23 protein-coding genes are annotated in these 22,389 nt (G+C 67.0%); 13 read left to right on the top strand and 10 right to left on the bottom strand.

The window, feature by feature from the left end; translation table 11 throughout:
* The first annotated feature begins 266 nt into the window (after nucleotides 1–266).
* The 5 genes from NV1_RS46335 (at nucleotide 267) to NV1_RS11355 (ending at nucleotide 6,276) form a co-directional block, all read left to right on the top strand.
* Entirely contained in the window at nucleotides 267–1,913 is a 1,647-nt protein-coding gene (locus NV1_RS46335) for a M4 family metallopeptidase (protein WP_067889207.1), read from the top strand.
* Nucleotides 1,914–2,176: 263 nt separating this feature from the next.
* Nucleotides 2,177–3,538 carry a TIGR01777 family oxidoreductase gene (locus tag NV1_RS11370; protein WP_067889204.1) on the top strand — a complete coding sequence of 454 codons (1,362 nt, stop codon included), beginning with the start codon at nucleotides 2,177–2,179 and terminating at the stop codon, nucleotides 3,536–3,538.
* 241 nt (nucleotides 3,539–3,779) lie between these two features.
* Entirely contained in the window at nucleotides 3,780–4,385 is a 606-nt protein-coding gene (locus NV1_RS11365; protein ID WP_084525283.1) for a lipocalin family protein, read from the top strand.
* A gap of 66 nt (nucleotides 4,386–4,451) precedes the next feature.
* Nucleotides 4,452–5,777 carry a cryptochrome/photolyase family protein gene (locus tag NV1_RS11360; RefSeq protein WP_067889201.1) on the top strand — a complete coding sequence of 442 codons (1,326 nt, stop codon included), beginning with the start codon at nucleotides 4,452–4,454 and terminating at the stop codon, nucleotides 5,775–5,777.
* Nucleotides 5,778–5,856: 79 nt separating this feature from the next.
* Nucleotides 5,857–6,276, top strand: coding sequence for a nitroreductase family deazaflavin-dependent oxidoreductase (locus NV1_RS11355; protein ID WP_067889260.1), 420 nt, complete (start codon nucleotides 5,857–5,859; stop codon nucleotides 6,274–6,276).
* 5 nt (nucleotides 6,277–6,281) lie between these two features.
* Here the strand turns inward: NV1_RS11355 and NV1_RS11350 are convergent, their stop codons facing one another.
* Nucleotides 6,282–6,950, bottom strand: coding sequence for a TetR/AcrR family transcriptional regulator (locus NV1_RS11350; protein ID WP_067889198.1), 669 nt, complete (start codon nucleotides 6,948–6,950; stop codon nucleotides 6,282–6,284).
* Nucleotides 6,951–7,050: 100 nt separating this feature from the next.
* Here NV1_RS11350 and NV1_RS11345 point away from each other — a divergent pair, with 100 nt between their 5' ends.
* Complete coding sequence (locus tag NV1_RS11345; RefSeq protein WP_067889195.1) at nucleotides 7,051–7,755, top strand: SDR family NAD(P)-dependent oxidoreductase; 705 nt, start codon at nucleotides 7,051–7,053, stop codon at nucleotides 7,753–7,755.
* A 58-nt stretch (nucleotides 7,756–7,813) separates the two neighbouring features.
* Here the strand turns inward: NV1_RS11345 and NV1_RS11340 are convergent, their stop codons facing one another.
* The gene (locus NV1_RS11340; protein WP_067889192.1) at nucleotides 7,814–9,106 is read right to left on the bottom strand and encodes an NAD(P)/FAD-dependent oxidoreductase; all 1,293 of its coding nucleotides are present in this window, start codon (nucleotides 9,104–9,106) and stop codon (nucleotides 7,814–7,816) included.
* Nucleotides 9,107–9,217: 111 nt separating this feature from the next.
* Here NV1_RS11340 and NV1_RS11335 point away from each other — a divergent pair, with 111 nt between their 5' ends.
* Entirely contained in the window at nucleotides 9,218–10,075 is an 858-nt protein-coding gene (locus NV1_RS11335) for a LysR family transcriptional regulator (protein ID WP_067889258.1), read from the top strand.
* Nucleotides 10,076–10,083: 8 nt separating this feature from the next.
* Here NV1_RS11335 and NV1_RS11330 read toward each other — a convergent pair whose 3' ends face one another.
* The 6 genes from NV1_RS11330 to NV1_RS11305 all read right to left on the bottom strand — a co-directional run bounded on the left by NV1_RS11330 (nucleotide 10,084) and on the right by NV1_RS11305 (nucleotide 15,121).
* Nucleotides 10,084–10,704 carry a GTP-binding protein gene (locus tag NV1_RS11330; RefSeq protein ID WP_067889189.1) on the bottom strand — a complete coding sequence of 207 codons (621 nt, stop codon included), beginning with the start codon at nucleotides 10,702–10,704 and terminating at the stop codon, nucleotides 10,084–10,086.
* Complete coding sequence (locus NV1_RS11325; RefSeq protein WP_067667373.1) at nucleotides 10,679–11,029, bottom strand: DUF742 domain-containing protein; 351 nt, start codon at nucleotides 11,027–11,029, stop codon at nucleotides 10,679–10,681. The genes NV1_RS11330 and NV1_RS11325 overlap by 26 nt, the downstream gene beginning before the upstream one ends.
* Before the next feature lie 11 nt (nucleotides 11,030–11,040).
* Nucleotides 11,041–11,448 (bottom strand): roadblock/LC7 domain-containing protein, encoded by a 408-nt coding sequence (locus NV1_RS11320; protein ID WP_067889186.1) that lies wholly within the window; start codon nucleotides 11,446–11,448, stop codon nucleotides 11,041–11,043.
* On the bottom strand, nucleotides 11,448–12,923 hold the full coding sequence (locus tag NV1_RS11315) for an ATP-binding protein (protein WP_307628735.1): 1,476 nt from the start codon (nucleotides 12,921–12,923) through the stop codon (nucleotides 11,448–11,450). Before NV1_RS11315 ends, NV1_RS11320 begins: the two co-directional genes overlap by 1 nt.
* Nucleotides 12,924–13,266: 343 nt before the next feature.
* Nucleotides 13,267–14,226, bottom strand: a complete 960-nt coding sequence (locus tag NV1_RS11310; protein WP_067889180.1) for an electron transfer flavoprotein subunit alpha/FixB family protein — start codon at nucleotides 14,224–14,226, stop codon at nucleotides 13,267–13,269.
* Nucleotides 14,227–14,335: 109 nt separating this feature from the next.
* The gene (locus NV1_RS11305; protein ID WP_067889177.1) at nucleotides 14,336–15,121 is read right to left on the bottom strand and encodes an electron transfer flavoprotein subunit beta/FixA family protein; all 786 of its coding nucleotides are present in this window, start codon (nucleotides 15,119–15,121) and stop codon (nucleotides 14,336–14,338) included.
* A gap of 193 nt (nucleotides 15,122–15,314) precedes the next feature.
* Here NV1_RS11305 and NV1_RS11300 point away from each other — a divergent pair, with 193 nt between their 5' ends.
* The 5 genes from NV1_RS11300 (at nucleotide 15,315) to NV1_RS11280 (ending at nucleotide 20,749) form a co-directional block, all read left to right on the top strand.
* The gene (locus NV1_RS11300) at nucleotides 15,315–16,139 is read left to right on the top strand and encodes a class I SAM-dependent methyltransferase (RefSeq protein WP_067889174.1); all 825 of its coding nucleotides are present in this window, start codon (nucleotides 15,315–15,317) and stop codon (nucleotides 16,137–16,139) included.
* Nucleotides 16,136–17,722, top strand: coding sequence for a 1,4-alpha-glucan branching protein domain-containing protein (locus NV1_RS11295; protein WP_067889171.1), 1,587 nt, complete (start codon nucleotides 16,136–16,138; stop codon nucleotides 17,720–17,722). Before NV1_RS11300 ends, NV1_RS11295 begins: the two co-directional genes overlap by 4 nt.
* Nucleotides 17,719–18,978 (top strand): glycosyltransferase family 4 protein, encoded by a 1,260-nt coding sequence (locus NV1_RS11290; protein ID WP_067889168.1) that lies wholly within the window; start codon nucleotides 17,719–17,721, stop codon nucleotides 18,976–18,978. Before NV1_RS11295 ends, NV1_RS11290 begins: the two co-directional genes overlap by 4 nt.
* A gap of 88 nt (nucleotides 18,979–19,066) precedes the next feature.
* Nucleotides 19,067–19,864, top strand: coding sequence for an AIM24 family protein (locus NV1_RS11285; RefSeq protein ID WP_157116801.1), 798 nt, complete (start codon nucleotides 19,067–19,069; stop codon nucleotides 19,862–19,864).
* 6 nt (nucleotides 19,865–19,870) lie between these two features.
* On the top strand, nucleotides 19,871–20,749 hold the full coding sequence (locus tag NV1_RS11280) for an AIM24 family protein (protein WP_067889165.1): 879 nt from the start codon (nucleotides 19,871–19,873) through the stop codon (nucleotides 20,747–20,749).
* A 96-nt stretch (nucleotides 20,750–20,845) separates the two neighbouring features.
* On the opposite strand, the gene NV1_RS11275 is transcribed toward NV1_RS11280, so the two are convergent.
* Both NV1_RS11275 and NV1_RS11270 read right to left on the bottom strand, forming a co-directional pair.
* Entirely contained in the window at nucleotides 20,846–21,067 is a 222-nt protein-coding gene (locus NV1_RS11275) for a hypothetical protein (protein ID WP_157116799.1), read from the bottom strand.
* Nucleotides 21,068–21,083: 16 nt separating this feature from the next.
* Nucleotides 21,084–21,368, bottom strand: coding sequence for a hypothetical protein (locus NV1_RS11270; protein WP_067889159.1), 285 nt, complete (start codon nucleotides 21,366–21,368; stop codon nucleotides 21,084–21,086).
* Nucleotides 21,369–21,516: 148 nt separating this feature from the next.
* Here NV1_RS11270 and NV1_RS11265 point away from each other — a divergent pair, with 148 nt between their 5' ends.
* Nucleotides 21,517–22,386 (top strand): GNAT family N-acetyltransferase, encoded by an 870-nt coding sequence (locus tag NV1_RS11265; protein ID WP_067889156.1) that lies wholly within the window; start codon nucleotides 21,517–21,519, stop codon nucleotides 22,384–22,386.
* The last annotated feature ends 3 nt before the right edge of the window (nucleotides 22,387–22,389 follow it).

The raw sequence follows: 22,389 nt of genomic DNA, 5'->3' as shown, positions 1-22,389 counted from the left end.
CTTCCGGCCGTTCCGGCCGGACCCTGATGAGGCAGGCAAGCAGGTACATCGGGAAGGCCGGATCACCCGATGAGCACACACGGTCGACGGAACTGATCATGTGAATACCGGGAGAATTCGTCTCGGGGGACCGCAATCGAAATGGATTGCAGGACAACAAATTTGTCGGAAGACGTTATTTCTCGGCAGGTGGGTGCTGAACCTTTTCGGGGTTCACTCCGCTGCATGCCGGGTTTTCGCATCGTCATCGAACAGTAGGGGGATTCATGAGGATTTCGATCGCGATCCTGTGCGCGGTGGTGGTACTCGTATCCGTTTCGGCGGTGGGTCCGGCATCGGCTCAGCCGGCCGGCCCGCCCGCACTCCTGGCCGCGCCGAAGCGGATTCACCGTGATGCGACCGGATCGGTGCGCCAGGTGGTCCCGGATCGTCCCATTCCGCGATCGGGCGCGTCCGGCGGCGCCGCCGAGGCGGCCCTCGCGCACACGACCGCCGTCGAGCGGCTCTTCGGCGCGGCCGCGTCGGGGAAATTGTTGGTGCAGAAGGTTTCTCGGCGCGGCCGGGGTAGCACTGTGCGGCTCACGCAGTCGATCGACGCGGTGCCCGTGTACGGGGCGGCGGTAGCGCTGGCCCTGCAATCGGACGGAGCGCTGCTCTCGGCGAGCGGCGCACTCGCCGAACGTGCCTCGGGCAGTTTCCCGGCGGCGTCCACGACTCCGTCGACGAGTGCCCGGGACCGTGCGATCACCACCGCCGCCGAACTCGCTCACGTCCCGGTGACTGCGGTGCGGGTGCGGGCCGGGTCGGCGGCCTGGTTCGATCCGGAGCTGACCGGCAGCGGTCCGGACAAGACCGCGGTACCCGCGTACCGCTTCGAGGTCACTGCGGCCGGGGCCGGATGGCGGATATTCATCGCGGCCGATTCGTCCGGCACGGTCCTGGACGCGTGGCGGACCGGCGCGAATCTGACCCGCGTGGTGTGCGATGCGAATTTTCACGGCGCGCAGGGGCAGCTCGGCATTCCGTGCGGTGCCGAAGGATCGTTTCCGGTCGTGCGCGCCGAGGGGCAGGATCGCGTGCGCGGGAACGAGGATGCGAACAAGGTCTACGACTGGATCGGCGCTACCGAGAACTTCTACGCCCACTACACCGAGCTGGGCAGCCTCACCGACCTGATCGGTATCGATACGCGCGATGGACGAGGTAAGGCGCTGCGCGCCCACGTCCGGGTGTGTCCGGATACGTGCCCGTACGCGAACGCGTTCTGGTCCGATGCCGAGGGGTTCGTGATGGGCACCGCGGTACTCGGGTTGGACGTCGTCGCCCATGAGCTGACCCACGGTGTCACGGAGAAGACCAGCGATCTGGACTACGTCAACGAGTCGGGGGCGATCAACGAATCACTGTCCGACGTGTTCGGTGAGTTCACCGAATTGACCACGCGCACAAGGCATTCCGCTGGAGATCGCTGGAAGATCGGCAATGGTACGCAGGTGGGTGTCATCCGGGATATGAAATCACCGGACACCGCGGCGGATCCGCAGCCCGAGACCTATCGGGGGCCGGGCTGGGCTTCGGCGACGTATTCCGATCGCAACCGGGTGCCGGATCTGGGCGGGGTGCACATCAACAGCGGCGTCGGCAACAAACTGGCCTTCCTGATCACGGACGGTGGAACCCTCGGTGGCCGGAAGATCCGGGGAATCGGCCTGAAGAAGGCCGCCGCCCTGTACTGGGCGGTGCAGACCGAGCTGTACCCCAGCGCCGACTATCCGGCCCTGGCGGACACCTTGCTCACGGCTTGCCGCGACACCGTCATGGAGAAGTCCGGCGACTTCACCGACACCGATTGCGACCAGGTACGCACCGCCGTCGAGGCGGTCCGCATCCCCTTGCGCGAGGACCGCGCCTGAGTGCCGAGCGTCTCCTCCATCGCAGGCGTCGCCTGGCCCCGGCTCGGAACTGCGCGACGTCATGCTCCGCATACAGGGTGATCCGCCGCGGGAGATTCTCGATCGGCTTCCGGTCGAGAATCGAAAGCGGCGGGATCCGGTACGAGCCGGCAGCCGGCTTCTCATCATCGGTTCGGTCGCGGCGTTGTGGGATGGATTGCCGTCGGCGGTGCTGGTCGGGTAAATGAGCCAGAGATTTGCTCGAACATGGTTACTCTCTGTCTGTGGGCATCGAATGGTCGAGTGTCGTCGCCGCGCCTCGTCGTGAGGTATTCGCCTGGTTCGAACGTCCCGGGGCATTCACTCGGTTGGCTCCGCCGTGGCAACCGGTCGAGGTGCGATCGGAGGCGCGATCATTGGCCGACGGACGTGCGATTCTGGGCCTGCCGGGCGGGCTGTCCTGGGTGGCCCAGCATCGTTCGCGGGAATACGATCCGCCGCACCGGTTCGTCGACGAGGTGGTCGCAGACGGGCTCGCCACACTGCCCGCGGGCATGCTGCCCTGGCGGCACACCCACGAATTCGAGGTCCTGGATGCGGACCTCACGCGAGTGGTGGACCGCGTGGATACCCCGGTGCCGGAGTTCGCCCTGCGAGCGATGTTCGCCTATCGATCCCGTCAGCTGTCCGACGATCTGGCGGCCCACCGACGTGCGGCCGAGCATGGCCTGCCGCCGTCGGTCATCGCGGTCACCGGTGCGAGCGGCCTCGTCGGGTCCGCGCTCACGGCAATGCTGAGTACCGGCGGACATACCGTGATCCGGCTGGTCCGCGGTGCACCGTCCGGACCCGGCGAGCGCACGTGGGATCCGTTCGATCCGGACCCGACCCTGTTGGAGGGGGTGGACGCGGTGGTGCATCTGGCCGGAGCTTCCATCGCGGGACGGTTCACCGACGCGCACAAGCGTGCCATCGCCGACAGCCGGATCGAGCCCACTCGACGGCTCGCCGACGTGGCCGCGCGTTCCGGGGTGCGCACCTTCGTCAGCGCATCCGCGATCGGCGTATACGGCGCCGACCGAGGCGCGCAGGAGCTGAGTGAGAACAGCCCGGCCGGCACGGGCTTCCTCGCGGATCTGGTCACGCGATGGGAGTCCGCCGCCTCGGTGGCCGCGGATCGAATTCGAGTGGTGACCGTCCGCACCGGTATCGTCCAGTCGCCCCGCGGTGGAACGCTGCGTCTGCAGCGCCCGCTGTTCGCCGCAGGGCTCGGTGGACGCATCGGTGACGGCCGCCAATGGCTGTCCTGGATCGGCATAGATGACCTGGTCGACATCTACCACCGAGCACTGTGGGATACGGAACTGGTCGGCCCGGTCAATGCCGTTGCGCCCCAACCGGTCACCAACGCCGACTACACCCGCACCCTGGCCCGCGTGCTGCATCGCCTCGCCCTGCTCCCGGTCCCCGGCTTCGGCCCGGCGCTACTCCTGGGCGTCGAGGGCATGCGTGAGCTCGCCACCGCCAGCCAGCGCGTCCGACCGGTCCGATTGCAGGACGTCGGACACCGATTCCGCACTCCCGGACTGGATTTCGCGCTGCGCCACGTCCTCGGACGCACCCTTGATACCAACACCCATGGCTGAATCCCGCCAGAACCGGCTCGCCGACCCCGTAATGCGGTACCGCATCCGGCGGTCCGGCTACATCCGCTCCGATTGGACGAATCGGGACCAATGCATCGTTTACGAATCGATAAGATGGCCGAAGGCCTGTCGATCGCCGTAACGGCAGCAGTACGGCGGTGTGACCCTTCGCTCGGATGCATCGAATGTGCATCGAAAACTTGCTACAGTGGGTTATCCAGTCGATTCGAAGGAGAATGGTGTGATCATCGATCGACCACAGTGGCTCGGCCGGTTGGCCGCCATACTCGGCGTCGCGGCGGCTGCCCTCACGATCGCCGGCCCGACGGCATCCGCGGCCCCTCCCGCGCCGGTTCCGCACCTCGAGCTGGGGCGATATTTGGGTACCTGGTATCAGTTGGCCGCCGTGCCGCAGTTCTTCAATCTCGCCTGTGCCCGCGATACGCGAGCCGTGTACGGCCTCGATCCCCGCGGCGACATATCGGTGCACAACAGTTGCACCACCTGGAACGGCGCGACGAACCAGATCCAGGGCACCGCAACCGTGACCGACCCGGCCACCAATGCCCAACTGCACGTGAGCTTTCCGGGAGTCCCGACTCAGGACCGCCGCGAAGGGCCGCCCAACTACATCGTCACCGCGCTCGGCGCGAACTACGACTGGGCGCTGGTGACCGATCCCGCGCGGATATCCGGTTTCGTACTGTCGCGCACGCCGGCGCTCGACTCGGCGCGCTGGGCCGCGGCCCGTGCCGCCATCACCGCGGCGGGCGAGAACAGTTGCCTCTACCTGACCTCACCCACCACGGGCGGGCTGAGCACGATCGCTCCGCTGTGCGTTGCCTGATGAAAGGTCCGGTGTGAAAGAGATTTTCCTGTTCGCTGATCGTTTCGGCGGCGGAGGTGTAGTTCGATGACGGTCACGATCGCGCTGTTCACCCGCGATCTACGGGTGCACGACAACCCGATGTTGCGCGCGGCCTGTCGCGAGGGCGCCGCGGTGGTCCCGCTGTTCGTCCTCGACGACCGGACCATCGCGCGGGAACCGGTGGCGCCCAACCGAATCCGCTTCCTGCTGACCGCGCTGAGCGAGCTCGACGACGAACTGCGCGCACTGGACGGTCGCCTGGTGATCCGGCGCGGAGACGTTCTGGACGAGGTGGATCGCGTTGTCGCGCGCACGCACGCCGAAAGCGTGCACATCGCCGCCGATGTGAGCTGGTACAGCCGCGTACGTGAGCGGCGGCTGCGCGAGCGGCTCGCGCATCGCGACTGCCTGCTGTACACCCATGACGACTCGCTGACGGTAGCCACACCCGGCGACCCGGCGCCTGCCACGGGCCGCGGCCACTTCGCCGTTTTCACACCGTATTTCCGGCGGTGGATGCAGACTCCGATGCGCCGTCCACTACCGCCGCCACCCCGGTTCGTGGTGCCGTCGTATCGCGGTGTGGCCCTGCCCCGGTTCAGTGAGTTGTGCGACGAACCGGGCTCGCCGCAGATGACCGCGGGTGGCGAGACCAGCGGCCGCAAACTGATGAAGCAGTGGTTCTCCGGCCCGATTCGGCACTACGACTCGATGAGCGACGATCTCGCGGCCGACGCGACCTCGCATCTGTCGCCGTACCTGCATTTCGGCTGTATCTCCCCGACCGAGCTGGTGCATCGTGCCGATTCCTCGACGCCCGGCGGCTACGCCTTCGTCCGGCAGCTGGCCTGGCGCGATTTCCACCATCAACTGCTGGCCGACCGGCCGGAGGCGGGTTGGACCGACTATCGGCGCGGTCCCGTCGAATGGCGCGACGATCCGGCCGCCGCCGAGGCCTGGCGTAACGGCCGTACCGGATATCCGGTGATCGATGCCGCGATGCGTCAACTGCTGGCCGAGGGCTGGATGCCGGGCCGGGCTCGGTTGATCGTGGCCGCATTCCTGACCAAGACCCTGCGTATCGATTGGCGCATCGGGGCCGCACATTTCCAGCGCTGGCTGACCGACGCGGACGTGGCCAACAATCAGCTCAACTGGCAGTGGGCGGCCGGCACGGGCACCGACACCCGTCCGAACCGGGTGCTCAACCCGCTCCGCCAAGCCGAACGCCACGATCCGGACGGTGAGTACGTGCGCCGCTGGCTTCCAGAACTGGCGCATCTACCCGGTGCGTCGGTGCATACGCCGTGGCGGTCCGATACCCCGCACTCGGTATATCCGGCGCCGATCGTCGAGGTCAATGGAATGTAGCTCGCTCGGGTGCCGGAGATTGTCGCCGCGCCGACCCGATATCGGGCTCGCGGGGCTGAATATCGGCAAGGATGACCTCATGGACGACTGGAATGCGAAGATCATCGCCGAATTCCGTGCCAACGAAGGCCGTGTGGGAGGGCCGTTCGAGGGAGCGCCGGTGCTGTTGCTCCATCATCGCGGGCGCAAGAGCGGGCGTGAGTCGGTGACTCCGATGATGTATCTGGCCGATGAGCACGACCCGGATCTCATCTACGTCTTCGCGTCCAAGGCGGGCGCACCGACCAATCCGGATTGGTATTACAACCTCACCACGGCCGGATCAGCGCAGATCGAGCGCGGTACAGAGACCTACCCGGTTACCGTCCGCGAGGTTGCCGGCGCCGACCGGGACCAGATCTACGACGAACAGGCCCGCCGCTATCCGGGTTTCGCCGAATACGCGGAGAAGACAAAGGACATCCGGACGATTCCGGTGGTATCACTGCGTCGCGACTGACCCGATCAGTCGCCCGATCGCATTGCCGTGCGCAGGGTTTCGTGATCCAGCGGCGGGCCCGGTAGGGGATGGGCGGCCTCACTGCGCAAACCGTCCAGCAGGATGCCGAGGTGCCGCCGCCAGGCGTCGGGCGCCTGCTCGCGTACTCCCTCGGTCGCCCGCACAGCCGACCACAGCATCAGTCCGATATCGGTGACGTCGACATCGGAACGAAGCGCGCCCGATTCCCGAACCCTCGCGATCAGTTGCTGAAACAGAATGTGACCCTGATGTTTAGCGATTTCGATGGGACTCTCGGGTGGTAGCGAACGCACGCAGATATCGGTGAATCCACGGTCGCGGGCCTGCCACGCGGCCAGTGTTGTCAGATGCTCGACCAGACCCGTCCACGGATCGGTGGCGGACAGGGCGGCCTCGGCGCTGCGCACCGACTCACGCACCTGATCCAACAGCGCTTCGGCGATCAATTCCTCGCGGGTCGGGAAGTGATTGTAGAGCGTGCCGATGCTGACTCCGGCATCGCGGGCGATCGCGTTGAGCGAGGCGTCCAGCCCATCGGTGGCGAACCGGCTCTGGGCTGCGGTGACCACCTTGGCCCGATTGTCGCGGGCGTCCCGGCGGCGCGGTCGTGTCCCGGCGTTCGCGATACTCCCTCGTCCAGCCGCGTCCACCATGACTTCAGCCTAACAACTCGAGCGCCCTCTCGATTTTCGAGCTAAGTTGAGAAGGCGCTCAAATTGAGTGCCTTCTCAATTTTCGGGAAAGGAACCCGCGATGTCTCATCTGGCTGTGTTCGGCGCAGGCCCCGCGCTCGGTCTGTCTGCCGCGCGTCGCTTCGGTCGCGCCGGGTATTCGGTGACGCTGATAGCGCGCAACGGCGGCACACTCGACTCGCTGCGGCAGAGTCTGGCCGTCGACGGCATCGCCGCCGACATCCTGCTGGCCGACCTGACCGATGACACTCAGGTCGATACCGCCCTGGCGAATCTGCTTGCCCGGCATGGTATTCCGAACGTCGTGCTCTACTCTCCCGGCGGCGTGGAACGCCTCCCGGTGGATGCGCTCGCCCTCGACGCGGACACGTTGCGCTCCTGGCTGCCGCTGAATCTGACCACCCCTGTCCGAATCCTGCACGCCCTGTTGCCGGAGATGGTGCGCCGTGGATCGGGAGCGGTACTCGTCGCACAGGGCAGTTCGGTGCGCGAACCACAGCCCGCGTTGGCCAGTGTCGGCGTTCCGCAGTCCGGGCTGCTCAACTATCTGCGTTCGGTGGCTCAGCAGGTGGCCCCGGCGGGGGTGCGCGTGGGTAGTCTGCAGATCGGCAGGCTCATCGAGACGAGCGCGGCCCAGCGTTTGTACGACTCCGGGCATTTCGCCTCGGTCGAACCGAACGAGGTCGAGCGGGTCGAGCCCGACGCGCTTGCCGACGAGCTGTTCGAGATGGCGACGACCGATGCGGAGGTGGAACGCGCTGCGTGAGAGTCCGCCGCAGCCGACGAGGCCCTCCGGTCGCTACCGGAGGGCCTCGGGGGAGCGGTTATGCCGCTTGTCGCTGTTCCGCGGCGGGCGCCGCGGCGACCTTCTCGGTCTCGGCGAAGCCCGGACGGCCGGTGCCGATGAAAGCCACCAGCCAGGACGCGACCGCGATGAACCGGTTGCGGAATCCGACCAGGTAGAACAGGTGCACCGCGAGCCAGGCGGTCCATGCGATGACGCCGGTGAACTTCAACTTGTCGCTGACCTTGGTGACCGCGCTGAACCGGCTGATCACCGCCATGGATCCCTTGTCCCAGTAGACGAACGGGGTGCCGGGCTGCTTCTTGCGGCGGATGATGTCCGCGACGTGCCGGCCTTCCTGCATCGCCGTGGGCGACTGGCCGGGGTAGCCGTTCAGCGAGGTCATATCGCCGATGGCGTAGATGTCGGCGTGGCCGCCGACCGTGCAGTCCTGATTGATCAGCAGTCGCCCGGCGCGGTCGGTCTCGCAGCCGGTGGCCTCGGCGAGCAGCCCGGCGAATCCACCGGCCGCCACGCCCGCCGACCAGACCACGGTCTCGGCGGCGATACCGCGCTCGACGCCGTCCTTGGTCTTCACCGTGACCTTGCCGTCGTCGATGTCGGTGACGAACGTGTCGAGCAGCACCTCGACACCATTGCGGGTCAACGACTCTCGCGCGTATTCCGACAGGCTGCCGCCGAACGGGGGCAGTACGGCACCGGCGCCCTCCACGAGGGCGACCGAAATCTCTTGGTGGTAGTACCTTTTCGCGAGTTCCTTGAGCTGGCCCGCGACCTCCACGCCGGTCGGCCCGGCGCCGACGACCACGAAGCTCAGCAGTCGCTCACGAGTCTGCTGATCGGCCCCCGCGGCCTCGGCGAAGACGCGCTCGATCTGCGCGCGCAGCCGCTGGGCATCGTCGATGGTCTTGAGCGAATAGGTCTTCTCGGCGAAATCGTCACGGCCGAAATAAGACTGGTTGGCGCCGGTGGCCGCGATCAGCGACCCGTAGCGGATCTTGCGCGCGCCCTGCTCGGTCTCGTAGGTGAGTACCGCCGCGTCGGCGTCGATCTCGACCACCTTGCCCAGCCGCACATCCGCACCCTGGTGCCGACGCAGCACCTGCGCAATCGGCGGGGCGATGTCCGCGGCCGGGAGCACACCCGTCGCTACCTGGTACAGCAGCGGCTGGAACAGATGCTCCGGAGTACTCGAGATGAGTACGTAATCAACCCCCGACTTGTTCAACTGCTTCGCGGCGGCGAGCCCGCCGAAGCCCGATCCGACGATGACGACATCCGCGGCTTCGATACCCGCATCCACGTTCCGCATGACAACCTCCTTCTGTCATTAGTAAACGCGATCCGGAAGGGGACTGTTCCACGGGTCAGGGCGCATAATTCAGATGACTCTTATCTGGATATTTCATGAATGGAGGCCGTGATGGAATTACGGCAACTCTCGTACTTCGTCGCCGTCTGCGAGGAGCTCAGCTTCAGCCGGGCAGCATCGCGGTGCTTCATATCGCAATCGGCTATCAGTCACCAGATCGCCAGACTCGAACACGATCTTGGTGTACAGCTCTTCGAACGCTCCACGCGATCGGTCGTCCCGACCGACGCAACCGCTCGGCTACTTCCGCTTGCGAAACAGATGCTGAGCCTGGAATCTGCCATTCGCGCAGCTGTGCGGGCATCCGGGCCGCGAATTCGCCTGGCCGCCAACATGTCGTTCGCAACAAGATCGCTCTCGGCCATCGCCGGGGCGCGCGATGCGCATCCGGGGGCCGAGATCGAGTTCGTGATCAAACCCTTCCGGCAGCGCATCAGTGCTGTGGCAGATGGTGATTGTGATCTTGCTCTCATCCGTGGCGGTGTCGATCAACCCGGTCTGACGGTGGAACAGCTATGGGTGGAGGACCTCGTTCTGGCGGCCTCGACGTCTCATCCACTCGCCGGCCGCGAGGACGTCACACTCACCCAGTTGGGGAATTACCCGTTACTGCTGCCGCCGGAACAAGAACAGGTGCTGTTGCACAATGTGATCCGCGCCGCATTCGCCGACTTGCCGATCCGGCCCACCTTCGGGCCGCCCATCCCGCCGGACCACACGGCCACGATGGAGTTGATCAACCGGCCCGACGCCTGGACCATCCTGTACGCGAACACCGCGGTCGAGGGGATCGCCCGACTGAATCTGGCCGGCCGCCCGCTGCGGGTGCCGGTGTCCTCGGTCGTGCGCAGTGATGTGCGGCCCTCACCGATCCTGGTGACACTGCTGGCCGCACTACACAGCTCCTGAGGCGGATTTCAGCCGCGGGTCTCCACGCGGTGGAAGAGATGTTCGACCAGGGTGATCAGCGAACGCAGGCAGGTGCCGCGGTCGCGGGCGTCCAGGGCGGTCAGCGGGGTGTTGGGCTCGAGGTCCAGGGCGTCGCGGATCTCGCTGAGCGGATAACGCTGCGATCCCTCGAACTCGTTGACCGCCACCGAATACGGCACGCCGCGCTCCTCGAGCACCGCGAGCACCTCGTCGGCCTTGTCGATTCGCCGGGTGTCGACCAGGACCAGCGCGCCCAGCGCGCCGCGGGACAGCTCCTCCCACAATGGGATGAACCGCCGCTGCCCCGGCGTGCCGAAAAGATACAGCGCCAGTTGGGGATTCAACGTGATGCGGCCGAAATCCATTGCCACGGTGGTGGTTACCTTGCCGGGGAGACCGGCCATATCGTCGATGCCGACGCTGGCCTCGGTGATGGTCTCCTCGGTGCGCAGCGGCCGGATCTCGGACACGCTGCCCACGAACGTGGTCTTGCCGACGCCGAAGTTACCGGCGACCAGTAGCTTCACCGACCGGGTCACGGTCTCGGGCACATAGTCGACGGTGCGGTCGGGAACCGCAGACTCAGACGGCGAGAGCGCGGAGCCCATTGAGTACCTCCTCGAGCAAAGCAAGCTCCGGCACGGATTTCGCCGGGGCCGGTGTGGCCAGGTGGCCGCTGTCCAGCAGGTCGGATGCGAGGATCTTGACCACCGAGGGTGGCAGATCCAAATAGGCGGCGATCTCGGCGAGCGAGAGTACGCGCCGCCGACTGCACACCCCCAGGACCCGCAGCGCATCCGGGCTCGCGCCCGGCGCTGGATCCTGAGCTGCCACAACGAGGGTCACCAGGTCGAGTTCACGACTGGGACGTAGACGACCGCCTGTACGGACATACGAACGCACCAGATCCGGGTCGCGCCGGTGGTTACTCATGTCACCGGCCGCTAGTGCTGGCGCGGAAGGCTACCGAGCTCCCGGCCGACCCGACCGGCGAGTTCGTTCATCCTGTGGGCGACCATGCTGACATCGACCTCGCTGGTTGTCGACACGCCGATCAGTGCGCCCTCGCCGGCTGCCGTGATGAAGATCATCCCGTCGTCGTACTCGGTCATGTTCTGCCGCACCGCGTTCGCGGTACCGCAGAATTCGCCCAGGGCCTTGCCCAGTGAACGCAGCCCGGAGGAAGCGGCGGCGAAGCGTTCGGCGTCGTCGAGACCGATGGCGCCGACATGGGCGATACGCAGACCGTCTTCGGAAAGCAGGACGGCGAAGCGAACGCCGGGAACGTGCAGATCGTCGAGCATCCAGGCCAGTTTGTTGCCGTCGGTGACGGCTGTACCGGGTGTGCCCATCAGGATGTCATCCCTTCGCTGTGTTCGTCGAATGCGGCGCGGCCGCTCTGGGAACCGCTGTGCCACGCGGTCGCGATCTCGGGGCGGGGCAGCGCGGTGGTTTCGGAGACAGTGCCGTCCTCGGCGCTGGCCAGTCGCGCCACGCTGGAGACCGAAACGGTCCGGCGGCGGCGGCGCGGCAGTCCGCCCGGGGTGATCTCGTGCACGGTCGAGGTGGTGACGGGTTCCGGCTCCTGGATTGACACCGGCTCCGGCTCCCGGATCGGGGCGGGTGCGGGTATCTGCGGGTTCGGTTGCACCGCAACAGGTTCCACGGGAGCGGGTGCGGAGACCGCCGGTACCGCCGGATCAGCGGCGGACTGCTCGGTGGTCTTGCGTTCGGTCAGCAGGGTTTCGGGAACGAATACCATGGCGCGCATACCCCCGTACGCGTTGGGGCCGTCGACGTAGACGCTGAAGCCGTAGCGTCGGGCCAGGGCGGCGATACCGGGCAGGCCGACTCGCGGCGCGGGGCCGAGCTGGTGGATGTCCACGGCGCGTTCTCCGGCCAGGATCTGCCGCGCCTCCTCCATCTGCTCGGCGTTCATCCGCACACCAGCGTCATCGATGATGACGGTGACGCCGTGGTGGCCTTCCTGGAAGCTGACATCCACGAAGGAGGTCGGGGGGGAGTAGCGCAACGCGTTGTCCAGCAGCGTCGCCAGGGTGTGCACCAGCGGCTCGACCGCGCGGCTGATCACGACCCGATCGAGCTGTCCGGGCCGGACACGGGTGTAGTCACGAACGCGGCCGATGGCGCCGCCGACGATGTCGGTCAGCGACTGCTGGGGCCAGCGGCGTCCGGGCAGACCACCACAGACGATGACGTAGGACTGCGCCTGACGGATCATCTGCTGAACGTTGTGGTCGATCCGGGAGAGCGTCTCGTAGACCTCGTCACCGCGGTGGCGGCGCAACGCGTCGCTGACCACCTGGCCGACGTCGGCGCCCAGGCTCACCACCGACGTGCCGAACGAGCGCACCGCGGCGCTGGTGGCCTCGTGCGCGCCGGCCTGCACGTCGTTGCGGACCTTGTCCGCCTCCGCGTGGGCGGCCTCGATCTCGGACCGCACGGCGCTCTCGGCCTGCGAAATAGCTTGTTGCGCTTCGAATTCCGCCTCATGGCGGGTCCGATCACGGGTCTCGGCCTGCACCATGTGCAGATCCGAGATGTAGCGCTCGGCCAGGCCGCGTAGCAGCCTGGGGAAGCGCTCGTTGCCGGTGGGCAGTTCCACCTGGCTGTCCGAATGTCGCGTGGACTCGACCGCGAAGGGCATCGTCGTGGTGACGAAATACTCGAGCTCGTCCTCGCGCGAGGTGACCTCGCGGGCGACGGTCTCAGCGCGCATGCGCTGCTGAGCCGCGTAGTAGACCGCGTAGACCGCCGCGCAGACGGCCAGGAGGAGCACCACGGCGAGGATCCACGAAATCGTCACGGCAGTAGATTGATTCATCAGGTTTCCTCTTGCCGGGTGCCCGGCCGCCTCGCCTTCCTCAGCTCGTCGGTCGCGTCTTGCCCGCGACCGGATTCATGCCTGTCAACTTCTGGAACAGGACAGGCGAAGGCCTGCCCATCGAAAGCTCGAAATGCCGCCGGGACAGGCGATCTCGCGACGGCACCGCCGGAGCAGGACCGACCACTCCTGTAACCCGACGACGGCCAACATTAGCAGCAATTCGTGATGACAGCGACCGAACCGTTACAAACTCTTGTGATCGAAAACAACAGTGGCCCCGGCTGTTTCCAGCCGGGGCCACGGTAGTGCAGTTTCGAATGGACTAGCCCTTGTGGGTCTTGACCGCTTCGGTCAGTTGCGGAGCGACGTTGAACAGGTCGCCCACGATGCCGTAATCGCTGATCTCGAAGATCGGAGCCTCCTCGTCCTTGTTGACCGCGACGATGGTCTTCGAGGTCTGCATGCCCGCGCGGTGCTGGATCGCACCGGAGATGCCCAGCGCGACATACAGCTGCGGAGAGACCGTCTTACCGGTCTGGCCGACCTGGAACTGACCCGGGTAGTAACCCGAGTCGACCGCGGCGCGCGAGGCGCCGACCGCGGCGCCGAGCGCATCGGCCAGCGGCTCGACGACCTTGTGGAAGTTGTCCTCGCTGCCGACGCCGCGGCCACCGGAGACCACGATGGTGGCCTCGGTGAGCTCCGGCCGGTCGCCACCGACCACGGGCTCGCGGGAGGTCACCTTGGTGACGCCCTCTTCCTGCGCGGGAACCTCGACGGATACCTTCTCGCCGGCGCCGGCCTGCGGGGTGGCCTCGACCGCGCCCGGACGCACCGAGATCACCGGCACGTCGCCGGTGGCCTTGGCGTCCACGGTGTACGCGCCGCCGAAGATGGAGTGCACGACGGTGCCGTCGGACTTGACGTCGATGACGTCGGTGAGCAGGCCCGAACCGATGCGGGCGGCCAGGCGACCCGACACCTCCTTGCCTTCGGCGGAGGCGGCGACCAGAACGGCTGTCGGGGCGGCCGATTCGCTCAGCCCGGCCAGCACGTCGACCTTCGGGGTGACCAGGTAGCCGTCCACGTCGTCGGACTCGGCGACGTAGATCTTCTCCGCACCGGCCGCGGCGAGCGCGTCGGCGAGCTTGTCACCGGTCCCGGCCGGGCCGAGCACGACCGCGGCCGGGGTGCCCAGTGCGCGGGCGGCGGTGAGGAGTTCGGCGCTGACCTTCTTGACCGCGCCGTCGGCGTGCTCCACGAGCACGAGTACTTCTGCCATTGTTCTCTTCTCCTGGGGTTGCTCGGGGCCGCATGAGCGGTCAGGGCCGGGGGCGGTAGCGAAGCGTCACCACGCAGGCCCCCGCTCATGCCGCGAAAAGGCGCAGCTGTCAGATGATCTTCTGGCCGACCAGGTAGGCGGAGATCTGGTTGCCGCCCTCACCCTCGTCGACGATCTTCTCGCCCGCCGTGCGCGGCGGCTTGGGGGTGACGCCGGAGACCGCGGAACCCGCGTTGGCGACGCCGACGGTGGCGGGATCCACGCCGAGGTCGGCCAGGGTGAAGGTCTGCACTTCCTTCTTCTTCGCGGCCATGATGCCCTTGAAGGAGGGAAAGCGCGGCTCGTTGATCTTCTCGGTGACCGAGACGATGGCGGGCAGGTTCGCCTCGAGCTTGAACACGCCCTCGTCGGTCTCGCGCTCGCCGGTGATCTTGTCGCCGTCGACGGTCAGCTTGCGCAGATGCGTCAGCTGCGGGATGCCGATGTACTCGGCGATGATCGCGGGCACCGCGCCGCTGCGGCCGTCGGTGGCCTCGTTACCGGCGATGACCAGTTCGACACCCTCGACCTGGCCCAGCGCGGCGGCCAGGACGTACGCGGTCTGCACGGCGTCGGAGCCGTGGATCGCGTCGTCCTTGACGTGGATCGCCTTGTCGGCGCCCATGGACAGCGCCTTGCGGATGGCTTCGGTGGCACGCTCGGGACCCATGGCCAGGACCGTGACCTCGCCGCCCTGCGCTTCCTTGATCAGCAGGGCCTCTTCGACGGCACGCTCGTTGATCTCGTCCAGGATGGCGTCGGCGGCCTCGCGGTCGAGGGTGTAGTCACCATCGGTCAGCTTGCGCTCGGACCAGGTGTCGGGAACCTGCTTGATCAGTACGACGATGTTCGGCATTGGTCTTCGTCGACCTCCTGTTCTGGTGGACACATGAAAGTGGGGTCGCACGAGGGCCGTACGTCCACGGAAAAGTAGCTCGTTTCGGGAGATTACCCTACGTTAAGTTACTCATGGGTAACTTACGGTGTGATGTTCTCCATCGCCACCTCCGCGCGTCGGTGTGATACAGGCGACCGCTAACGTCTGTCGGATGAGTGAGGCCGTTTTCTCCCCTGTGGAAACCAGTGCGGTGGACCAGTTACCGCTGACCGGCGAGCGGACCGTGCCGGGCGTCCCGGAGGAGAACTACTGGTTCCGCCGCCACGAGATCGCCTATCTGCGCCTTCTTTCGCGCTGCGCCGGTCGCACGGTGCTCGAGGCCGGATCCGGGGAGGGATACGGCGCCAACATGATCGCCGATGTGGCGGCCCGGGTGATCGGCCTGGACTACGACGCGAGCGCGGTCGAGCACGTGCGTTCGGCGTACCCACGGGTGGAGATGATCCAGGGAAACCTGGCCGAGCTCCCGCTCGACGACGATTCGGTCGACGTCGTGGTGAATTTCCAGGTGATCGAACACCTCTGGGACCAGGGGCAGTTCCTGCGCGAATGTCTGCGGGTGCTGCGTCCCGGCGGTGAGCTGCTGATCAGCACGCCGAATCGGATCACCTTCTCGCCCGGCCGCGATACGCCGCTGAACCCCTTCCACACCCGCGAGCTCGACGCAGCGGAGATGGCGGAACTGTTGGTGGCGGCGGGTTTTCGGGTCGAGGTGATGGCCGGTGTGCACCACGGGCCCGAAATCGTTGCGCTGGACGGTAAATGGGGCGGTTCGATCATCGACGCGCAGATCGAGCGCGCCCTCGCCGGACAGGCCTGGCCCGCCGACCTGGCCGCCGACGTCGCCGCGGTCCGCAGCGAGGATTTCGCGCTGGACATCGCCCCGGCGGGCGCTGGACCGGAAGCCTTCGGCGGAGCGTGGGATCCGCGCATCGACGCGAGCCTGGATCTGGTCGCGATCGCGGTGAAGCCGTGACCGGCGCATCCGCCGCCGAGACGCAGGTCGTGCCCGGACAGTTCACCCTGGTGCTGCATTCGCATCTGCCGTGGCTCGCCCATCACGGGCGCTGGCCGGTGGGGGAGGAGTGGCTCTACCAGTCCTGGGCCGCGTCCTATCTGCCCGTGGCGCGAGTATTGAGAACCCTTGCCGCCGAAGGTCGTTCGAATCTGCTTAGCCTGGGCATCACGCCGGTGCTCGCCGCCCAGCTGGACGATCCGCACGCTCTGGCCGGAATGCATCACTGGCTCGGCAACTGGCGGTTGCGCGCCGACGAGGCCGCGATGGCCGGGAACGTCGCGCTGGGCCGCCACGAGCACGGCCTGGCCGCGGCGGCGCTGGCCGATTTCGAGCAGCGCTGGCGGCACGGCGGTTCGCCGGTGTGGCGCGAGCTGATCGATGCCGGCACGATCGAACTGCTCGGCGGGCCGCTGGCCCATCCGTTCCAGCCGTTGCTGGATCGGCGGCTGCGCACCTTCGAACTCACCGAGGGATTGGCGGACGCACGGCACCGCTGGGGCCACACCCCCGCCGGCATTTGGGCTCCCGAATGCGGTTTCACCCCGGGGATGGAAGCCGAATACGCCGCCGCGGGTGTGACGCACTTCATGGTCGACGGTCCCGCCCTGCGTGGCGATACCACCCTCGGGCGGCCGGTACGCGATTCGGACGTGCTGGCCTTCGGCCGGGATCTGCAGGTGAGCTATCGCGTGTGGTCGCCGAAATCGGGATATCCGGGGCACGGCGCGTACCGCGACTTCCACCATTACGACCACGCCACCGGCCTCAAACCCGCGCGGGTCACCGGTAAGCAGGTCGAGGGCCCGGACAAGGCGCCCTACGATCCGGATCTCGCGGCCGCGGCGGTGCGCCGCGACGTGGCCGACTTCGTGGCGACCGTGCGCGAGCGCCTGATCGCCGAATCCGCCCGAATCGGCCGGCCGGCGCTGGTCGTGGCCGCGTTCGACACCGAACTGTTCGGGCACTGGTGGCACGAGGGTCCGCAGTGGCTCGAACAGGTGCTGCGCGCACTGCCCGAGGCCGGGGTCGACGTCGGCACGCTGGCCGATGCCCGCGAACGCGGTTATGTGGGAGAACCGGTTCAGCTCGCGGACTCGTCCTGGGGTTCGGGCAAGGACTGGCGGGTGTGGGCCGGGGATCAGGTGCGAGATCTGGTCGAGCTGAATGCCGAGATCGTCCGTTTCACCCTGGACACGCTGGACAAGCTGCGCGCGGAGGCGGGCGGTGCGCAGTTGCGCGATCCGGTCGCCGATCAACTGCTGCGCGAAGTGGTGCTGGCGGTGTCGAGCGATTGGGCGTTCATGGTCAGCAAGGATTCCGCCGCCGGATATGCCCGCGATCGCGCGCACCGGCATGCGCACGCGGTGCGGGAGATCGCCGCGGCGGCCCTGGGCGGACAACTGGCCAAGGCACGCGACCTGGCGGCAGGATGGTACGCGGCCGACGGACTCTTTCCCGCGTTGGACGCGCGGCGGCTGGGCCCTGCGGCATCCGTGGTCCCCTCGGCGGGCGATCACACCCAACACAGAGGACCAGCATGAAGATCTTGATGGTGTCGTGGGAATACCCACCGGTCGTGGTCGGCGGCCTGGGGCGGCACGTACATCACTTGGCCACCGAATTGGCCGTCGCCGGGCACGAGGTCGTCGTGCTGGCCCGTCGTCCGATGGGCACCGACGCCTCCACCCATCCCACGCACACCTATATCGAGGACCGGGTACTGGTCGTCGCGGTCGCCGAGGATCCACCCGCGTTCGACTTCGGCGAGGACATGCTCGCCTGGACGCTGGCGATGGGCCATGCCATGGTCCGCGCGGGCGTGGCGCTGAGCAAGCCGGGTATCGCCGAGGGCTGGACTCCCGATGTGGTGCACGCGCACGACTGGCTGGTCGCGCATCCGGCGATCGCGCTGGCCGAATACTTCGACGTACCACTGGTTTCCACCATCCACGCCACCGAGGCCGGGCGGCACAGCGGCTGGGTGTCCGGCCGGGTCAACCGGCAGGTGCACTCGGTGGAGTGGTGGCTGGCCAACGAATCCGACGCGCTCATCACGTGTTCGGCCTCGATGCAGGACGAGGTGGAGCGGCTCTACCATCCCGAGCGAGTGCCGCTGCGGGTGATCCGCAACGGAATCGATGTGGGGGCCTGGTCTTTTCGCACGCGTCTTCCGCGCTCGGGCCCGCCGCGGCTGTTGTATGTCGGGCGGCTGGAATACGAGAAGGGCGTGCAGGACGCCATCGCGGCGCTGCCCCGGATCAGGCGCGCGCATCCGGGGACGACGCTGACCGTCGCCGGTGTGGGCACCCAGTTCGAATGGTTGCGCGAGCGTGCCCGGGTGCATCGGGTGGCGCGGGCGGTGAATTTCGTCGGCCGTCTCGATCACGAGGAGTTGCTGGGCTGGTTGCACGGCGCCGACGCGATCGTATTACCCAGCCGCTACGAACCTTTCGGCATCGTCGCGCTCGAGGCCGCCGCGGCGGGTATACCGCTGGTCACCTCGACCGCGGGCGGCCTCGGTGAGCTGGTGGTGGACGGTGTCACGGGTGCGTCCTTCGCACCTGCCGACGTGTCCGGCCTGGTCGAGGCCGCGTGCGCGGTGCTGGACGATCCCCGGGCCGCGCAGGATCGCGCATTCGCCGCGCGGGAGCGGCTCACCGCCGACTTCGCCTGGGATGTGGTTGCGGCCGAGACGATCCTGGTCTATCAGGCCGCCAAGCGCCGGGTGCGCAATCCGATGGGACGTCCGGTCGTCGTCGAGCGGCCGCTGCCGGAGCGGGATCCGAATTCGGAATAACGCACTCGAATGATCATCGGCCGGGTGCTACGTTCTACTCGTTTCGACGGACGGTCGCGGACCGGTTGCGAACGGGGAGGATTCGGCTGTGGACAAGCTGCAGTGCGACTGGTGCGGCGTGCAGACACCGCCGGGTACGGGGCACACCTGCCCCAGTTGCGGTGCGCCGCTGGACGAGGCGAACAAGGTCAGCGATTCGGGCTGGCGGGAGGCGCCGCGACTGCGCGACATGACCGAATTCCGGTTCGGCGGCAGCGTCTGTCAGGTCGAGGGTGAGCTGGTCCCGGTGGCCGAGATCGCGCTCGGGCCGGGCGATCAGGTCTACTACGAGCATCACGTGATGCTCTGGAAGGACGAGGCCGTCCCGATCTTCGCGCTCAATACCGGTGGCGGGATGAAACGTTCGCTGGCCGGTATGCCGCACGTCATCACCGTATCCCAGGGGCCGGGCCGCATCGCGTTCTCCCGGGATTCGCCGGGTGAGCTGGTGGTGCTGCCGATGCATCCGGGGATGGAAATCGATGTGCGCGAGCACGCGTTCCTGCTCGCCTCGGGCAGCATCAACTATTCGTTCGTGCGGATCAAGGGCCTGGCCAATATCCTGCACGGCGGCAACGGCATGTACATGGACCGCTTCATCACCCAGGGCTATCCGGGGCTGCTGATGCTGCACGGGTACGGCAACGTCTTCGAGCGGAATCTGCGTCCGGGGGAGAAGATCCTGGTCGAGCCGGGTGGATTCCTCTACAAGGACGCGACCGTGCAGATGCAGGCGGTGCCGCAGAACATCAAGGTCGGTTTGTTCGGCCGAATGTACCTGGCCGAGATGACCGGGCCGGGCCGGGTCGGCATCCAGTCGATGTACGTCCACCACCGGTCGGGGTAGGCCGAGATGAACGCCTACACCTGTCTGTTCTGTCGTCAGCCGAGCGATCCGAACGCGAGTACCTGCCCCAATTGCGGTGCGCCGGTGGATATCCGGGCGGCGGTGAGCGCGTCGGGCTGGACCAAACAGCCCGCGATCCGCGATATGACCCGCATTCAGTTCGGCCAATCCCGTTGTCAGATCGAGGGATCACTGGTCCCAGCTGCGGATTTTGCCCTGGCACAGGGGGATTGGATCTACTTTTCGCATCACAATCTGCTGTGGGTCGATCCGAACGCGCAGTTGGACCGGATGAGCCTCAAGGGCGCGTGGCGGCGGATGATGGGCGGGCTGCCGCTGATCATGATGACCGGTCGCGGGCCCGGACATATCGCGCTGTCCGGTACGCACGCCGGGGATATCGTGGTGCTGCCGCTGGCGCACAATCAGCAGATGTGGGTGCGTGAGCACCGATTCCTGGCGGCCGGCGGCAATATCTCCTACGACTGGTCCAACAACAACGTCTGGTTCGTCACCGGCAGCGGCGACGATCGCAAGACGCACTACCCGCTGGGCATGTTCGGCGATATTTTCAGCGCCCAGGCCGGTCCCGGTCTGCTGTTGCTGCACGCGCCGGGCAATACCTTCATCCGGGACCTCGCGCCGGGCCAGAGTCTGCTGGTCAAACCATCCGCGCTGCTGTACCGGGACCTGTCGGTGACCGCGCATCTGCATCTGGAATATCCGCACACCCGCGGGTTGGGGTGGTGGCGCAGCTTCAGTTATCGCAGCATCTGGTTGCGGCTGGTCGGTCCGGGACGTGTTGCGGTGCAATCGGTTTACGTGCCCGAGGAGGAATCCGAAGCGATCCGGTCGCATTCGCAGGCGACCGTGCGGCGTTGGTGAGTACATCGGAGCGCTCGTCCGGGCGGTAACTGTCGCGCCCGCCCGGGATTGCCAGGCGGGCGCGAAACATGATGTGCTCGAACGTTTTCGAGCGGATCAGCAGTGGGGGAGGGTGGTTCCGAACAGGCCGCCCAGCAGGCAGCCGACCTTACCCGCGAGCAGTGTCTGCAGGATGCCGGTGGTCCCCGTCCCGTCGGCCGATCCGGTGCCGGCGATCGGAGCCGGCGTCGTCTGCGCACCCGCGGTGGTCGCGGCGACGGTGCTGCCGCCCGCCACGAGGGCGAGAGTCACTGCGGCGCTTGCCAAAACACGTTTCATATCGTATTAGTCCCTTTTACCCGGCCGACCGGACGGTCGGCGACACTCGAGTATATGAATCGCCCGCCGCTGGGAACATTTCCTTTTCCGTGCCCTGAGTCACATCACATTCCGCGTCCAGCATTCTGCGGGCGCGCGGGATCAGCACCCCTCGATTGATCAGGAACCACGCGGCGATCGACACCACGAACGGCAGCTGGGAGACGAGTCCGGATCGCACGATCTGCCCGGACGGGACACTGTAGATCACGACGATTCGCAGGACCGCGTCGGAAAGGGCGGGTAGGTGACCGGTTCGCATCGGGGAGCGGCTCGATTCGCAATCTGGGCGAACTGGACACAACCCCGCGGTGAACGCCAGGTGTGATGCTCGTCTCGTTCACCGGACTGGCATCGGGGCGACACTCGGCGGATGCTTCGGGGCCGATTCGAGCTGGCTTCATCGGATCATGGCGACAAAGGCAGTGTCAGATCCCGCCCTGCTCTCACCCGAGTCCGCGCCCGGCGCGGTTTCTTCCGCGCCGGTGCGCAGCGCGGCCGCCGGTGACGGCCGCTCACAGTACTCGCTGGTGGTGTCCTCCGACGCCGAGCACCGCATCGCCGCACAGCGGCTGCGCTATCAGGTCTTCGCCGGGGAACCCGGATTCCGCATTCCCGAGCGGGCCGACGGCCTGGACGCGGACTCGTTCGACGACCATTGCGACCATCTGCTCGTGCGCGACGAGCTGACCGATCAGTTCGTCGGCTGCTACCGGATGCTGCCGCCGGACAAGGTCGCAGCCGCGGGCGGCTACTACACCGCCACCGAATTCGACCTCAGCGCAATGGATCCCGAAGGTCAGCGCATCGTGGAGATGGGCCGGGCGTGCGTGGTGCCCGACCACCGCAACGGCTCGGTGGTGACGCTGATGTGGGCGGGCATCCTGCACTACATCCAGCTCACCGGCTACGACTGGGTGATGGGTTGCGCATCGGTGCCCATGCAGGACGCGCCCGGCGATCCGGTCGGTGCGAATGTGCGCGGTGTGCGAGATCTGGTGCTGGCCAAGCACGGTGGCGATCCGGCCCGATGGGCGCGCCCGCTGAACCCGGTCGTGGTCGACGGCCGCACCCTGGACGAGCTGGAACCGCCCGCGCGGCCGAAACTTCCGCCGCTGCTGCGCGGATATCTGCGCCTGGGCGCGGATATCTGCGGCGAGCCCGCCCACGACCCCGATTTCGCCGTCGCGGACTTCGTCGTCCTGCTCGGCCTGGACACCATCAACCGCCGGTATCTGGAGCGCTTACAGGCGGCGGCCTCGGTCCTGGATGGACGGTGAATG

The organism is Nocardia vaccinii NBRC 15922, from assembly GCF_001613305.1.
Lineage (GTDB): Bacteria > Actinomycetota > Actinomycetes > Mycobacteriales > Mycobacteriaceae > Nocardia > Nocardia vaccinii.
Note: the sequence above shows the minus strand (reverse complement) of the source record. Positions and strands in the feature narration are given on the sequence as shown.

Bases quoted from the DNA above. Each gene is read 5' to 3' on its own strand.
- NV1_RS46335 (WP_067889207.1), top strand. From the start codon at position 267: ATGAGGATTTCGATCGCGATCCTGTGCGCGGTGGTGGTACTCGTATCC.
- NV1_RS11360 (WP_067889201.1), top strand. From the start codon at position 4,452: ATGACGGTCACGATCGCGCTGTTCACCCGCGATCTACGGGTGCACGAC.
- NV1_RS11355 (WP_067889260.1), top strand. From the start codon at position 5,857: ATGGACGACTGGAATGCGAAGATCATCGCCGAATTCCGTGCCAACGAA.
- NV1_RS11350 (WP_067889198.1), bottom strand. From the start codon at position 6,950: ATGGTGGACGCGGCTGGACGAGGGAGTATCGCGAACGCCGGGACACGA.
- NV1_RS11345 (WP_067889195.1), top strand. From the start codon at position 7,051: ATGTCTCATCTGGCTGTGTTCGGCGCAGGCCCCGCGCTCGGTCTGTCT.
- NV1_RS11340 (WP_067889192.1), bottom strand. From the start codon at position 9,106: ATGCGGAACGTGGATGCGGGTATCGAAGCCGCGGATGTCGTCATCGTC.
- NV1_RS11335 (WP_067889258.1), top strand. From the start codon at position 9,218: ATGGAATTACGGCAACTCTCGTACTTCGTCGCCGTCTGCGAGGAGCTC.
- NV1_RS11330 (WP_067889189.1), bottom strand. From the start codon at position 10,704: ATGGGCTCCGCGCTCTCGCCGTCTGAGTCTGCGGTTCCCGACCGCACC.
- NV1_RS11325 (WP_067667373.1), bottom strand. From the start codon at position 11,029: ATGAGTAACCACCGGCGCGACCCGGATCTGGTGCGTTCGTATGTCCGT.
- NV1_RS11320 (WP_067889186.1), bottom strand. From the start codon at position 11,448: ATGGGCACACCCGGTACAGCCGTCACCGACGGCAACAAACTGGCCTGG.
- NV1_RS11310 (WP_067889180.1), bottom strand. From the start codon at position 14,226: ATGGCAGAAGTACTCGTGCTCGTGGAGCACGCCGACGGCGCGGTCAAG.
- NV1_RS11305 (WP_067889177.1), bottom strand. From the start codon at position 15,121: ATGCCGAACATCGTCGTACTGATCAAGCAGGTTCCCGACACCTGGTCC.
- NV1_RS11300 (WP_067889174.1), top strand. From the start codon at position 15,315: ATGAGTGAGGCCGTTTTCTCCCCTGTGGAAACCAGTGCGGTGGACCAG.
- NV1_RS11290 (WP_067889168.1), top strand. From the start codon at position 17,719: ATGAAGATCTTGATGGTGTCGTGGGAATACCCACCGGTCGTGGTCGGC.
- NV1_RS11280 (WP_067889165.1), top strand. From the start codon at position 19,871: ATGAACGCCTACACCTGTCTGTTCTGTCGTCAGCCGAGCGATCCGAAC.
- NV1_RS11275 (WP_157116799.1), bottom strand. From the start codon at position 21,067: ATGAAACGTGTTTTGGCAAGCGCCGCAGTGACTCTCGCCCTCGTGGCG.
- NV1_RS11270 (WP_067889159.1), bottom strand. From the start codon at position 21,368: ATGCGAACCGGTCACCTACCCGCCCTTTCCGACGCGGTCCTGCGAATC.
- NV1_RS11265 (WP_067889156.1), top strand. From the start codon at position 21,517: ATGGCGACAAAGGCAGTGTCAGATCCCGCCCTGCTCTCACCCGAGTCC.